This window comes from Streptococcus sp. Marseille-Q6379, from assembly GCF_965119505.1.
This window is the reverse complement of record NZ_CBCPLV010000002.1, coordinates 527,769-543,269: the sequence shown is the minus strand read 5'-3', so window position 1 is coordinate 543,269 and position 15,501 is coordinate 527,769. Positions and strand designations below refer to the sequence as shown.

The window sequence follows — 15,501 nt, the reverse complement described above, 5'->3', positions numbered from 1 at the left end:
GGGATGATAGCAAGAAAGTCACGGTTGAAAGAAGCTTTCTGACGCCCAAACTATTGCCACACTGAGAAACTTACTTTAATTGTCATAATCAGTTTCGGCTGATTGTCTAACATCCTTTTGAGGATGAAACTAAAAATCATGAGGGGGACTATTCATGAAAAATGAAATGTTGGCTTTGATCCTTGCTGGTGGGCAAGGAACTCGTCTTGGAAAATTGACCCAAAGTATTGCCAAACCAGCTGTTCAGTTTGGTGGACGCTACCGTATCATTGACTTTGGTTTGTCAAACTGTGCCAATTCAGGAATTAACAATGTAGGTGTCATTACACAGTATCAACCACTTGCTTTGAACAATCATATCGGTAATGGTTCAAGTTGGGGATTGGATGGTGTTAACTCTGGTGTATCAATTCTTCAACCTTACTCAGCTAGCGAAGGTAATCGTTGGTTTGAAGGTACCAGCCACGCTATTTATCAAAACATTGAGTATATCGATAGCATCAATCCTGAATATGTTTTGATTTTGTCTGGTGACCATATTTACAAGATGGACTATGATGATATGCTCCAATCTCACAAAGATAACAACGCAAGTCTTACTGTCGCCGTTCTTGATGTGCCACTTAAAGAAGCTAGCCGTTTCGGTATCATGAACACTGATGCTAATAACCGTATTGTTGAGTTCGAAGAAAAACCTGAAAACCCTAAATCTACGAAAGCATCAATGGGTATTTACATCTTTGATTGGAAACGTCTTCGCAATATGTTAGTATCAGCTGAAAAGAGTTCAGTTGATATGTCAGACTTTGGTAAGAACGTTATCCCAGCTTATCTTGAAACAGGTGAAAGCGTCTTTGCTTATGAATTTGAAGGCTATTGGAAAGACGTAGGTACTATCGAATCCCTTTGGGAAGCAAATATGGAGTACATTTCTCCTGAAAATGCCTTGGATAGTCGTAACCGTCAATGGAAAATTTACTCACGTAACGTGATTGCTCCACCAAACTTCTTTGGTGAGAATGCTCATGTTGAAGATTCACTCGTTGTTGATGGATGTTTGGTTGATGGAACTGTTAAACATTCTGTGCTTTCAACAAGTGCACAAATTCGTGAAGGGGCAGTCGTTGAAGATTCAGTGATTATGAGTGGTGCAATTATTGGTAAAGGTGCAAAAATTAAACGAGCTATTATCGGTGAAGGTGCACACATTTCCGATGGTGTGGAAATTGACGGTACAGAAGAAGTGCAAGTCGTAGGATACAATGAAGTAGTGGGGGTACCAAAAGATGAAGATTGATAAATATTCTGCAATTCTAGGAAATACCGTAGGATTCCATGACATGGGTGGTTTGACTGAGCACCGTCCTATTGCCAGCCTACCATTTGGCGGAAAATATCGCCTCATCGACTTCCCGTTGTCTAACTTGGCTAATGCTGGTATCCGTAGCGTCTTCGGAATCTTCCAAAACGAAAACATCAGTTCTGTCTTCGACCATATTCGTTCAGGTCGTGAGTGGGGCTTGTCTACTCTTCTCAGTCACTACTACCTTGGTATTTACAATACTCCTGTTGAAAGCTCAACTGTTGATGAGGAATACTATCGTCAAATTTTGACTTACCTTAAACGTTCAGGCTCAGATCAGACTGTAGCTCTTAACAGTGATGTTTTGGTCAACATTGATCTTAACCAAGTTTTCCACCTTCACAGTACAACAAAACCAAAAGTTACTGTGGTCTACAAAAAACTTCCTAAAGAACTCATTTCAGATGTAAACAGCGTTTTAGAAATTGATGACTCTGACAAAGTGCTTGGCCATGAGCTCTTCCAGGGTGGCGATAAAGAAGTTTACAATATGTCTACAGACATCTTTGTTGTGGATACACCATTCTTGATTGAAAAATTGGAAGAAGAAGCAGCTAAAGAAGAACCTCGTAAGCTTCGTTATGTACTTCGTGATTTGGCAGTTGCTGAAAATGCTTTTGCTTACGAGTACACTGGTTACCTTTCAAATATCCACTCAGTAAAAGCGTACTTTGATGCTAACTTGGATATGCTGGAATCACAAAAATTCTATAAACTTTTTGCACCAAACCAAAAAGTTTATACAAAAGTTAAAAATGAAGAGCCAACATACTATGCAGACTCTTCTGAAGTTAAGCTTTCACAATTTGCATCTGGTTCGATTGTTCGAGGTAAAGTTGAGAACTCAATGATTTCACGTAATGTTGACTTTTCTGAAGGTTCTAGTGTTAGCCATTCAATTATCTTCCCACGTGTTAAAGTTGCTAAAGGCGCAACAGTTGAATATGCTATTGTGGATAAAGGTGTTGAAATCGCTGAAGGTGTTACGGTTCGCGGTACAGAAAACAACCCAGTTATCATCAAAAAAGGTAGCGTTGTAACAGAGGATATTGTACGATGAAAATTTTATTTGTAGCAGCAGAGGGTGCACCTTTCGCTAAAACTGGTGGTTTGGGTGACGTTATCGGTGCTCTTCCTAAATCTCTAGTCAAAAATGGTCACGAGGTTGCCGTAATTCTCCCATATTATGATGTGGTTTCGGCTAAATTTGGCGATCAGGTTGAAGACCTTGGCTTCTTCTATACAAATGTTGGTTGGCGTCGTCAATATGTCGGCATCAAGAAAATTGTCCGTGATGGTGTGACCTTCTTCTTGATTGATAATGAACAGTATTTCAACCGTGGTACGGTATACGGTGAGTGGGATGATGGTGAGCGTTTTGGCTTCTTCCAAATGGCTGCCCTTGAGTTGATGGAAAAAGTGGACTTTATTCCAGATATTCTCCATGTTCATGACTACCACACAGCCATGATTCCATTCCTTCTTAAGGAAAAATACCATTGGATTCAAGCTTACCAAGGTATTAAGACAGTCTTCACTATCCATAATATTGAGTTCCAAGGTCAATTTGACAGTGGTATGCTTTGGGAAATCTTTGGTGTTGGTTACGAGCGTTATGCTGATGGTACTCTCCGTTGGAATGACTGCCTCAACTGGATGAAAGCAGCTGTTCTTTACGCAGACCGTGTAACAACAGTTTCTCCATCATACGCTGGTGAAATTCAAACACCTGAATTTGGTAAAGGTCTTGATCAAATCATGCGCATGGAATCTGGTAAGTTGTCTGGTATTGTTAATGGTATCGATACGGACCTCCTTGATCCAGAAACAGATGCTCACATTCCTTATCACTTCTCAGTGGATGATTTGTCAGGTAAAGCCAAAGACAAGGCAGCTCTTCAAGAACGTGTTGGTCTCCCAGTTCGTGAAGACGTTCCATTGATTGGTATTGTGTCACGTTTGACTGACCAAAATAGAAATTTAGTTTCTTAGCATCGTTAGGATCCTTAGCAAAGACGCCTTTAGCTTGTATGCCATTTTCTTTATCGAAATAGACTTGAATCTCATCAATTGTTTGTGGTCCAGTCAGGTCATTACCATTGGCATCTCTGTAATGCCATTTACCGTTTTGGTCACTGTAATATTGACCACCTGTAACGTTTACGTCCTCATTGATAACAGGAGTTGCCGTAGCTGTTTCACTAGCAGCACTGTCTCTTGTTGAAACGGCGTGTGCTTCAACGATGGCTGTTTCAGTAGGAGCTTGACTCTCATTAGTGGTTGCAGAGGCCGGTTCTCTAGTGTTTTCCGAACTTACTAACTCTGGAGCATCTGTTGAACTTTCAGTAGAAGATGTTGCTTCAGTACTCTTTGTTTCAACTAAGTCTGCTGTTGTTTCCACATTGGCAGTAATACTTGCTGTCGTGTCAATCTTGTGTACTTCACCAGTAGTTACTTCATCCGCAAAAGCAACTCCTGCAATAAGCGCAAAACTTGCAAGAGCTGATGCACATGAAAATGCAATAAGATACTTTTTAGATGTTTGATGTTTGACCTTATTATTTGTTTCCATAACAAATACCTCCCCTTTTTAATTTATATTATAATGCAATAAGAAAGCCTTTTCAATATTAAAAATAAAAAGGCTTTCTTTTAATGTGAAGAGATTGATAAAAGAGAATAACATCTATTTTTCTGGCTATTAGGTGAGATTTTTCCAGTTCTTAGTAATTCAAACAATTATCAAAAAACAAAAAAATCCAGGACCTGCGCCCTGGATTTAGGAGATTATGAAAAAGAAAAGTTTTAGGATGTTTATAGTATATAAAGCAAAGCCTAAAGTTTTCTTAAAGCAGACAAAAATTATTTTCGTGGATTTTAAAAAGGAAGTTAAAATTAATCAACTTCCTCTAGTATAGATATCTGCGAGAAAAACTTAGTCTATTTTACTAAAATCCTTATAATTGCTTCGCACGCCCAATTTCATCAAAGTGATAAGTCACACCATTGATGGTACGTGTTTGGTTGGTGACGAGCTCACCAGAGTTTTCGTCATAATAACGAGTTCCCTTGTAGTCTGTAACGAAATCGCCCTTAACTTGTTTACCTTCATAATCAAAGTAGAGGTGTTGACCATTGATGACTTGATCAAATAGAAGAGCCTTTCCATCGTTACCGAAGTAGTACCAGTGTCCATCTGCATAGACGAATTGGTTGGTTACAGCAGCTCCAGTCTCAGCATCGAAGTAGTAAGTTGGGTTGTCTTCTGCTCTATTTGGGAAGGAAATATAAAAGTAAGGTCTAGCTAATTGTCCACGAACTTGTTCGTTTGTTTCGTATTTGTTCATTGGATTGTTAGAGAAGAAATAAAGCTTACCATCAATTTCTTTAAAGCCCTTTGCTTTTTTTCCGTCTTCCTCTATATAGTACCAACGACCATAAGATTTAACAAAACCAGTTTTTTTCACAGCTTCGCCAGTTTCGTCATCATAGTAAGGTGGCTCTTGGTATACGTTAAAGGAACCACGAAGAACTCTACCATATCGACCAACATAGTAATCCTTACCATCAATAGTTATATTCCCAGTTCGTCCATTACTGCTAATGTAGTATAAATCGTCACCAATCTTAATAAACTGATCACGAGGGAGTTCTTTTCGTGCTCCACTATCTTTATCGTAGTAGTAACCATCTAGAACAGTATCTTTAGCTTGTACACCATTATAGTCAAAGTAAACGTGTACCCCATCGATGGTTTGTGAGCCTTTAAGGATATTACCTTCTGCATCTGCATAGTACCATTTACCATCATGGCTAAAGTATTGACCTTTTACAAGAGCTCCAGAATTTTTATCATAGTACTTAACTGGGCTAGTATAGGAGTTTGCTTTAACCGCATGCCCATTACTATCGGTAAATTCTCCTTTAATTTGATTACCATAATATGGATCAAAGTGAACCTGTACCCCGTCGATGGTTTGATCGCCTTTAAGGATTTTTCCTTCTCCATTAAGATAGTACCAGTTATCGTTGATGTAAACGTAGCGATTGGTACCAAGGTCTATTTTAGCACCAGAATCTTTGTCGTAGAAGTAGCCATCATTACCAAAGACACCTTTGGCTTGTTTACCATCATAAGGGTCAAAGTATACAGGAACATTGTTAATGGTTTGAGAACCTTTAAGCCGTTTACCGTCATTGCCTACGTAGTACCAGTCTTTGTCGACTTGGACATAACTATTGATTACGAGAGCACCAGTAGTACTGTTATAATATTTTTTGTTACTTGCGAAATTTCCCTTAACCTGAGCGCCAGTTTTTTCGTCAAAGAAGTATTCAATGTTGTCGATGACGGTCGCTCCTTTAATAGCCTTACTATCTGCTCCAATGAAGTAGGTCTTGTCATTAACGGTAACGAAACGATTAGTAACTAAAGTTCCAGAGTCTTTATCGTGAAATTGATTTTTATAGTCAAAATCTCCTTTAACTTGTTTACCTCCATATTCAAAATAAACGTGAGCTCCATCAATAATGTGTTCACCGGTTAAAATTTTTCCATCGTTACCGACATAGTACCAATTGTCTCTGATTTGAACATAACGATTGGCACCAAGATCAACACGATTTCCGTCCTGATCGTAAAAGTAACCATCGTCAGCAAAATTGTCGAAAACCTGGCTTCCCTCGTAGGTATCGAAGTAGACTTGTTTACCGTCAATTGTTTGAGGACCAGTTAACCGAATTCCTTGGTCGTTAACATAATAACGTTCATTTCGATGTTTGTAAGGATTATAAGCGATAACATATTGATTGGTGGCAAGAGCACCAGTATCCTTATCGTAGTATCGAGATTTATTATCCCCCTCATCTTTGACAAAATATCCTTTGACTTGAGCTCCGTATTGTCGGAAGTAAACCTTAACACCATCGATGGTTTGTGGTCCCTTTAAAATAGCACCATCATTTCCAGCATAGTACCATTCCCCGTTTAATTCGAAATAGCGGTTTGTTCCGAAATCCACTTGTTTACCATATTTGTCATAATAACGGCCATCAGGAGCAAAATTGTTTTTAATTAGTTCACCATACTGCTCAAAATAATACCACGCTCCATTAACTTCTTTAGAACCAATTGCCTTATTACCATTTTCATCAACGTAATAGGTTCTACCATATTCTTCAACAAATTTATTAGTAACAAGAGCACCAGAGTCTTTGTCATAATAGTGACCGTCCCAGCCAAATCCCCCTTTAACCTGAACACCGCCTGGATTGAAGTAGACCTTAACGCCATCAATAGTTTGTGGTCCAGTCAGGTCTTTACCGCTAGCATCTTTGTAATGCCAGTAGCCTTGGTCGTCGCTATAGTATTGACCACCAGTGACGTTTGTTTCATTAGGTACTGAAGCTGTCTCGCTGGCAGCTCGGTCTGTAGTTACGGCTTCACGTGTTTGGCCTGCAACTGATTCTGTAGGAGTTTGGCTTTCGTTTGCAGTTGTTGAGGCAGTTTCACTGACAACTTCAGAGCTTGCAGCAGAAGTTGTGGCTTGTTCTGAGACATTTGTAGTGCTTTGAGTGGTGCCTAAATTTTCAGTAGTAGCAGGAGCTTCGACAACCTTAGTTTCTACGAGGTCTGCGGTAGTTTCCACATTTGCAGTGGTAGTAGCGTTCACATCAAGGTTTGATGAGTTATCAGCTTTAGCTTCCTCAGCGAAGGCAGGCTTTGCGATGAGGGCAAAACCTGCAAGAGCAGTTGCACATGAGAATGCAATCAGACGTTTTTTGGACTTAGGTCCAGTAAAATTAGAATGTACTTTCATACTTTTTCCTCCATTTCCTAAGTCCTATTATAGCGCTATTTTAGAGACTTTCAAGAAAATATAAGAAATTTAGACAAAAATAAGAAAACGATTACATAGGAAAGCGAGTAAATGGCAAATGTCACAATTTTTGCAATCATAGGAACTTAAAAAATAAAAAAATCCAGGACCTGTGCCCTGGATAAGGAGATTATGAAAAAGAAAAGTTTTAGGATGATTATAGTATATAGAGCAGAGCCTAAAGTTTTCTTAAAGTAAGGAATAGCTTAAACTTTAGTCGCGTTACCATTTTCATCAAAATGATAAGTTACACCTTTGATAGTACGTGTTTGGTTAGTGACGAGTTCACCAGAGTTTTCATCGTAGTAGTGACCATCTGGTGCAAAAGCGCCTTTAACTTGTCTACCATGATTTTTATCGAAGTAAAGTTGTTGTCCATTAATCTGAACGGCACCAGTAGCTGCTGAACCATCCGCATAGAAGTAGTACCAGTAATTACCCCATTGATAGAAACGATTTTTAATTGCTCTACCGTCATGACCGAAGTAGTAGATTTTACCATCGATGTAATTAATACTGTCTTGCCACATGTCACCCAGTTGGGTGTACTTATAGGCACCTCCTCGACGGAAGTAATATAAATCACCATTGATTTCATGAAGTCCAAGGACTTTGTTACCTTTCTCGTCAAGATAGTAAGTTAAGCCTCTGTTATCTTTAACAAACCCAGCTTTGGTTACTTTGCGACCATTATCTTTATCGTAATAGTACTCAGGCATATAGACGCCATCTTGACCAAATCCTCCTTTAGCTTGTACCCCTCGATAGTTGAAGAAGACATCTTGTCCATCGATATTTCGAGCTCCCTTGACTGGCTTACCGTCTTTACCTACATAGAACCAATTACCCATGTATTCAACATAACGATTGGTTACAAGATTTCCAGAATTAATATCGTAGAATGCGTATAAATCACCGTAGGAATCACCATAAGCACCTTTAACCTGTTGACCATTGTCGCGGAAAAATAACTTTTGACCGTTAATGATTTGAGCACCAGTGAGGTTGTCTCCATTTACGTTCTTATAATACCAGTTTCCATTATCGTTGCTATAATAACCATTTGGGTTAGGAGCATCCATACCTACGCCGTTTTCATCAAATCGATAGGTCATACCATTAATTGTTAGAGTGGTGTTAGAGACGCGTGCTCCAGAATTAGGATCATAGTAGCGAAGAACACCATTGTCGAGAACAAGCTCTCCCTTAGCTTGACGACCATTAGCATATAGGTAAACGATTTGACCGTCTATATTGACTTCACCATCTTGAGGACGAATAGCATTTCCATCTGCACCATAATAGTACCAGCCATCATTTTCTTGGACATAGCGATTTTTAACGGCTTGACCAGTAACTGAGTCAAAATAGTAGCGACGGGTAATATTAGTAGGGGTACCAAAACCATAAGTACGTGGTGAATTTTGCCCTTCTTCTAGTAAAATGCTGATTCCTTTTTGTAGGACGCCGGTATCAACAGGAGAGGCAGCTTCACGTGCTTTGAAATAGTAGATATTACCATCAATTTCACGTATTCCTGTAAATTTAGAACCATCGTTCTTGATGTAAAAGGTTTGGCCTTTTTTATTCTGAACTAGACCTTCTTTTCGGACCCTTGCACCAGAGTTAGAGTCGTAATAGAAAGTTTGATCTGGATAGCTATAGTCCTCTCCGCTAAAGTCACCTTTGATTTGAACACCTTTATAATCGAAGTAGACTTCTTGACCATTGATAGTTTGTTCTCCAGTGAGTGGATAGCCATCTTTACCTAAATAGTACCAATTACCTTGGGATTCAAGGTATCGATTCGTCCATAGTTGCCCAGTATCAACATCGTAGTAACGAAATAGATTATTATTCCTATCGAGTAAAGGCCCCTTAACTTGTTGCCCATTACTGCGGAAATAAACATTTTGGCCATCGATAGTCTGTTCGCCTACGAGGTTTTTACCACTGGAATCTTTATAATACCAGTTGCCTTGGTCATCACTATAGTATTGACCACCAGTGACGTTTGTTTCATTAGGTACTGAAGCTGTCTCATTGGCAGCTCGGTCTGTAGTTACAGCATCACGTGTTTGGCCTGTGGCTGATTCCGCAGGTGCTTGACTTTCGCTTGCAGTTGTTGAAGCTGTTTCACTGGCAGTTTCAGAACTTGCTGTAGAAGTTGAGGCTTGTTCTGAGACATTTGTGGTGTTTTCTGTGCTAGCCACATTTTCAGTAGTAGCAGGAGCTTCGACAACCTTTGTTTCTACGAGGTCTGCTGTGGTTTCCACATTGGCAGTGGTAGCAGCAGTCACATCAAGGTTTGATGAGTTATCAGCTTTAGCTTCCTCAGCGAAGGCAGGTCTTGCGATAAAGGCAAAACTTGCAAGAGCAGTTGCACATGAGAATGCAATCAGACGTTTTTTGGACTTAGGTCCAGTAAAATTAGAATGTACTTTCATACTTTTTCCTCCATTTCCTAAGTCCTATTATAGCGCTATTTTAGAGACTTTCAAGAAAAAATAAGAAATTTAGACAAAAATAAGAAAACGATTACATTGTGATGCGAGTGAGAGAGGGGATGATTTTAGTTGCTACAGACTTTTCTAAAAACAAAAAAATCCAGGACCTATGCCCTGGATTTAGGAGATTATGAAAAAGAAAAGTTTTAGGATGGTTATAGTATATAAAGCAAAGCCTAAAGTTTTCTTAAAGTGGAAGATGGAATTACTTTTTCATAATGCTTACTGCTCACTTACACTAATTGAGGAGTTTTCCATTTCCCTCAGCATCAAAATGGTAGGTCTTACCTTCGATAGTGAGGGTAGTGTTCTCAGTACGTGCACCACTGTTAGGATCATAATAATGAAGTTTATCATTTACAGTGACTAGTTCCCCTTTAGCTTGTTTGCCATCTCTATGGAAATAGACATGAGCCCCATCAATAGTTTGTTCACCGGTTAGTGCATACCAATTAGGTCCAAAGTAATACCAGTTACCATTAACCTCTTTATATTGATTTTTTATAGCAGTAGCTGTTTCCTTATCAAAGTAATAGATATGGCTACCATTAGGAATAAGTGATGGGAAATAGTCTTTAGTCAAGCCATTCGCACTAACCCTACCATCAGCATATTTATTTGTCGGAGCATCAAACATATAAAGTTCTCCGTTGATAATGTGAAGCCCTAATGGGACGTGACCAGAAGCGGTAATGTAATATCTATTACCGTTTTTGGCCTTAACGAATTGAGGCCCTTTGACTTCTTTGTTATTCAAATCGTAGAATGAAGAGTAGCCGTAAGGATATAGAAATTCTTCTCTAGCAAGGTGGGGATCTGCACCGCCCGTAAAGGTATACTCTTTACCATTGATAGTTCGAACTCCCCCTTCTCTAAGTCTTTTGCCTTTAGCATCAACATAATAAGTCTTTCCATTCAAATCGACAAATTGTTCCTTAAGGCGGGCACCACTATCTTTATCGTAAAATGAATCGTTTTCAGCAAAGTTTCCTTTAACCTGCTTACCAGTACTATCGAAGTAGACCTCGACACCATCAATAACTTGTTCACCAGTAAGGCGTTTGCCGTCATTACCAATATAATACCAATTATTGTTTATGTTTTGATAATGATTTTGTCCTAAGTCTACTCGGTCTCCTGAATTTTTACTGTAATAGTAGCCATCCGAAGCGAAGTCGCCCTTAATCTGTTTACCGTCTTGGTCAAAGAAAACATTATGACCATCAACGACATGGGCACCTTTAAGAGGAGTACCTTTAGCACCGATTCTATACCAATTGTTATTGAAGTTAACATAACGATTGGTTACTTGTACTCCTGAATTTTCATCATAGTACGCTCCATTTTCAGCAAAGTTCCCTTTAACTTGCTTGCCATCTTTATCAAAGTAAAAATTGTTGCCATTAATGACTTGTTCACCTTTTACAATTTTACCTTCGTTATTAAGATAGTACCAGTTACCGTTCACTTGAACAAACTGATTGTTGCCAAGATTAACGCGTGCTCCAGAATCTTTATCATAATAGAAACCGTCATCTGCGAAAATCCCTTTAGCTTGAACCCCATCTTTGTCAAAGAATACGGTTACGCCATTAATGACTTGCTCTCCTTTAAGAGCTTTAGAGTCTGAACCGATATAGAACCATTTATCTTTATTTTCAAGGGTATTATATGAGTTACTCTGGTCATTGATTTGAACATAACGATTAGTAACAGGTTCCCCTGTAATTGCATCATAAAAAAGTCCATTAGGTGCGAAATTTCCCTTAACTTGGATACCGTATTCACCGAAGTTGAGATGCTTACCATTAATAATTTGTTCTCCCTTAATTGTATTGCCTTCGTTATCGAGGTAATAAATAAGGGTTCCTGATGGTTGCTCTAAGGAGACAAAGCTATTTTTGACGAGTGCTCCAGTGTCTTTATCATAATAATAACCATCGTAGCCAAAGTCTCCTTTTGCTTGGTGTCCTCTATAGTTAAAGTAGACACGAACGCCGTCAATAACTTGTGGACCTGTTACCACTTTTCCGTCTGCCCCAAGATAATACCAATGGGTCTCTAGAGTTGGAGCCATAGAGCCGTTCGATTCGTAGCGTGTTAATTGAATATAACGGTTTGTCACGAGCTCGCCAGTATCCTTGTCATAGAATTGGCCGTCAGAATTAAAATCCCCTTTAATTTGATATCCGTAATAAGGGGTAAAGTAAACTTTCACACCATCAATGACTTGTTCACCTTTAAGTATCTTTCCATCTTCATCAACATAGAACCAATGGTTATCGATGAACACGTAGTGTTTTTTCCCTAGATCAACTAAATTACCATCTTGATCATAGAAACGCCCATTGTCAGCAACGCTATTACGCACCTGTGCTCCATCATACTTATCGAAATAGACAGATTTTCCATTGATGATTTGTTCACCTTTTAATTTGTCGCCATTTTTATCAACATAGAAAGGATAGATAGTGTTGTTATAGTTGTATTTAGTGCTAAAAACATAGCTATCTGTTACAAGGTTACCATCTTTATCGTAGAAGTGTTCATTGCTAGCAAATCCGTCTCGAACTTGAAGGCCGTTGTAATCATTGAAATAAACTTGTTTTCCTTGAATGGTTTGTGCGCCTTTTAATGGTTCACCATTTTTATCGACATAGTAAACACCACCAAGATGATTAATATAACAATCCGTTACAAGAGCACCAGAATCTGCATCATAGTATTGTTTATTTTTTGAAAAGTTTCCCTTGACTTGTATGCCATTTTCATCGAAATAAACGTTGATCCCATCGATTTTTTGTGCACCAGTTAGGTTCTTACCACTAGCATCCTTATAATACCAGTTACCAAGGCTATCACTATAATATTGACCACCGGTAACATTGGTTTCACTATTGGTATCTGCGGTTGGTGTTGCAGCCTCACTGGCAGCCCGGTCTGTAGTTACAGCTTCGCGTGTTTGGCCTGAGACCGATTCTGCAGGTGCTTGACTTTCGCTTGTAGTTGTTGAAGCTGTTTCACTGGCAGTTTCAGAACTTGCTGTAGAAGTTGAGGCTTGTTCTGAGACATTTGTGGTGTTTTCTGTGCTAGCCACATTTTCAGTAGTAACAGGTGCTTCGACAACCTTTGTTTCGACGAGGTCTGCGGTAGTTTCTACATTGGCAGTGGTAGCAGCAGTCGTATCAAGGTTAGATGCATTGTCAGCCTTAGCTTCCTCAGCGAAGGCAGGTTTTGCGATAAAGGCAAAACTTGCAAGAGCAGTTGCACATGAGAATGCAATCAGACGTTTTTTGGACTTAGGTCCAGTAAAATTAGAATGTACTTTCATACTTTTTCCTCCATTTCCTAAGTCCTATTATAGCGCTATTTTAGAGACTTTCAAGAAAAAATAAGAAATTTAGACAAAAATAAGAAAACGATTACATTGTGATGCGAGTGAGAGAGGGAATGATTTTAGTTGCTACAGACTTTTCTAAAAACAAAAAAATCCAGGACCTATGCCCTGGATTTAGGAGATTATGAAAAAGAAAAGTTTTAGGATGGTTTTAGTATATAAAGCAAAGCCTAAAGTTTTCTTAAAGTGGTAGAAATATTATGTCTTTCCTTTTTAATTCACTTTCTCAGTAGCCACACCGTTTTCATCGATGATATAAGTTTTGCCGTCTTTTTCGAGAGTGGTATTCGTCCACATAGCCCCACTGTCTTTGTCAAAGTAGTAAGTTTTACCATCAATGTCTACTAGGCTACCTTTGACTTGCTTATCATTTTTATCAAAGTAGAGTTGAACACCATCAATGGTTTGACGGCCTGTTAGGAGTTTGCCCTCTTTGTCGTAGTAGTACCAGTTCCAGAAATCATCGCGAACAAATTGGTTTTTAGCCGTAAATTCAGTCACTACTCCCTCATTATCAATTGTGTAGGTCTTATCATCGACTTTCAAAGTGTCGTTAGTAAGGATAATAGTGGTGTACATACCAGCATATCTTTCTGTTCGATATGATTTTGTTAGACGATAGCGCTTGCCATCGATTTCTTTCCATGTAGGCTTATCAACACTTTTTACCTCAGGTTGGAAGTAGTGAAGGTGACCATCAGAGCCTCGTTGGATGCCCTCGAGGAGGACACCGTTTTTATCAGTTCCATAGATTCCAGAGAAACTAGGCCCGCCCCAAAATGTTTTTTTTGAAAAAAGGGCTCCAAAATAGTTTTTTTCTATTTTACTATCTGTGACTAGATAAAGTTTGCTGTCATAACCTATGATACCATCAAGAACTTGACCCTTTAAAGCAAAGATATATTCTTTTCCATCGATAATTTGTTTACCAGTTAAGACTTCGCCGTTAGCATTGGTACGGTAGGTAGAAGTGTTTGCATGGAACATTGAAGGAGTTTCAACAATGCCATATTTGTTCTTGACCAATTGTCCTTGGTAATCAAAAAGATAAATCTTCCCATCAATTGTGACAGTATCATTTTTAGCCAAAAGTCCGTCAGGTTTGAAATAATAACGTTTACTGTCAATGGTATGCCATCCAATAAATGCAGCACCATCTTCGCCTAAGTAATTAGTATAAGTTGTATATTGAGGTTCTGTCCTATAGCCATTGAAAATTGAAGTGTGATGCCACTGATTCGTTAATAGAGAACCATCATTCTCATCGAATCGATAGTATTTTCCACCAATCTCTCGTTCTTGTCCTTTGACTTGTTTGCCATCTTTATCAAAATAAAGGATGACACCATCAACATTTTGCCAACCCGTCAATTTTTCACCATTGGCAGTGTAGTAATACCAGTCTTGTTGGTTATCAGATTGGAAATGACCACCAGTTACAACCTGGGTTGGTAGTTGCGTTTTTTCGGTAAGGATGCCATCAGCATCTGCTAAATAGGTTTTACCGTCTACTTCAATGCTTGTATCAGTTACTTTACGCCCATTATCTTTATCGTAGTAGTAATCCTTGCCATCAATGGTAATCTTTTCACCCTTTGCTTGGATTCCATTGTCATGGAAGTAGAGGTTAAAGTTATCGATGGTTTGTGGACCAGTCAGTTTGTGGCCGTCACTGTCTAGATAATACCAGTTGCCTTGATCATCAGAAGTGAACTTGCCACCTTGGGAAGGTGTTTCCTGTGAAGTAGTTGCGTTGTCGCTTGTCCCAGATGAGATTTCAACGCTCCTATCAGCAGTAGTTGTTTCATTAACTGGAGCTGCCCCACCCTTTTTATCGGCCTCGTTACTAGGCTGTGTAGCAGTTGTTTCTGCAGGCTGACTAGTCGCATTAGTAGGTGTAGTGTCAGTAGATACTGCTGCACTAGAAGTATTCTCGACAACTGTACTCGTTGGAGCTACTTCGGTTCTTGTAATGAGGCTAGCACTTGTCTCAAGATTGCTGTCAGAGACGACATTTTCAGGACTGTTAACAGCAGTCGTTTCTGGTTTGACTTCATCAGCCCCGACTTGTCCTAGTCCAATTAGTGAAGCCCCGATTGCCAAACTTGAGGCAGCGATTGTGATCCAATGTTTCTTAACTTTATGAAGTTTGAAACGAACTTTGTTTGCCATAATTTTCCCCCTTATATGGTGACTTGGTAAATTCATGCTGTGACATATAAAACAAGATGAATACCAAAAATTAATTTACGATTATATTTTAATCTTATTTTCTAATAACTTCAATAGAAAACGGATACAAAAACGCCATGATTTTATAAAAAGATTCTTATATTTGTGATAGTTATAGCCTAT

The 15,501-nt window shown here is 39.0% G+C and carries 6 protein-coding genes and 1 pseudogene; 3 read left to right on the top strand and 4 right to left on the bottom strand.

What is annotated here, in order from left to right:
- Positions 1 to 154: 154 nt before the first annotated feature.
- The 3 genes and pseudogenes from ACWPVZ_RS09120 to ACWPVZ_RS09110 form a co-directional block, all read left to right on the top strand.
- A complete protein-coding gene (locus ACWPVZ_RS09120; RefSeq protein ID WP_060971508.1) occupies positions 155 to 1,297 on the top strand; it encodes a glucose-1-phosphate adenylyltransferase in 1,143 nt (380 codons plus the stop codon).
- Positions 1,287 to 2,423 (top strand): glucose-1-phosphate adenylyltransferase subunit GlgD, encoded by a 1,137-nt coding sequence (glgD, locus tag ACWPVZ_RS09115; protein ID WP_070576883.1) that lies wholly within the window; start codon positions 1,287 to 1,289, stop codon positions 2,421 to 2,423. The genes ACWPVZ_RS09120 and glgD overlap by 11 nt, the downstream gene beginning before the upstream one ends.
- Positions 2,420 to 3,334: pseudogene (locus ACWPVZ_RS09110) on the top strand (glycogen/starch synthase); the annotation flags it as partial. The gene glgD and the pseudogene ACWPVZ_RS09110, both read left to right, overlap by 4 nt.
- A 986-nt stretch (positions 3,335 to 4,320) precedes the next feature.
- Here ACWPVZ_RS09110 and ACWPVZ_RS09105 read toward each other — a convergent pair.
- From ACWPVZ_RS09105 to ACWPVZ_RS09090, 4 genes are all read right to left on the bottom strand, one after another.
- Positions 4,321 to 7,182 (bottom strand): hypothetical protein, encoded by a 2,862-nt coding sequence (locus ACWPVZ_RS09105; protein WP_021147288.1) that lies wholly within the window; start codon positions 7,180 to 7,182, stop codon positions 4,321 to 4,323.
- A 266-nt stretch (positions 7,183 to 7,448) separates the two neighbouring features.
- The gene (locus ACWPVZ_RS09100; RefSeq protein ID WP_454381871.1) at positions 7,449 to 9,689 is read right to left on the bottom strand and encodes a glucosyl transferase; all 2,241 of its coding nucleotides are present in this window, start codon (positions 9,687 to 9,689) and stop codon (positions 7,449 to 7,451) included.
- A 298-nt stretch (positions 9,690 to 9,987) separates the two neighbouring features.
- On the bottom strand, positions 9,988 to 13,080 hold the full coding sequence (locus ACWPVZ_RS09095) for a hypothetical protein (protein ID WP_454381870.1): 3,093 nt from the start codon (positions 13,078 to 13,080) through the stop codon (positions 9,988 to 9,990).
- 279 nt (positions 13,081 to 13,359) lie between these two features.
- Positions 13,360 to 15,318: a KxYKxGKxW signal peptide domain-containing protein gene (locus ACWPVZ_RS09090; protein WP_454381869.1), complete on the bottom strand. Its 1,959-nt coding sequence runs from the start codon at positions 15,316 to 15,318 to the stop codon at positions 13,360 to 13,362.
- Positions 15,319 to 15,501 lie beyond the last annotated feature (183 nt).

Excerpts from the sequence above, each read along its gene's own strand:
- ACWPVZ_RS09120 (WP_060971508.1), top strand. The coding sequence starts at position 155 with ATGAAAAATGAAATGTTGGCTTTGATCCTTGCTGGTGGGCAAGGAACT.
- glgD (WP_070576883.1), top strand. The coding sequence starts at position 1,287 with ATGAAGATTGATAAATATTCTGCAATTCTAGGAAATACCGTAGGATTC.
- ACWPVZ_RS09105 (WP_021147288.1), bottom strand. The coding sequence starts at position 7,182 with ATGAAAGTACATTCTAATTTTACTGGACCTAAGTCCAAAAAACGTCTG.
- ACWPVZ_RS09100 (WP_454381871.1), bottom strand. The coding sequence starts at position 9,689 with ATGAAAGTACATTCTAATTTTACTGGACCTAAGTCCAAAAAACGTCTG.
- ACWPVZ_RS09095 (WP_454381870.1), bottom strand. The coding sequence starts at position 13,080 with ATGAAAGTACATTCTAATTTTACTGGACCTAAGTCCAAAAAACGTCTG.
- ACWPVZ_RS09090 (WP_454381869.1), bottom strand. The coding sequence starts at position 15,318 with ATGGCAAACAAAGTTCGTTTCAAACTTCATAAAGTTAAGAAACATTGG.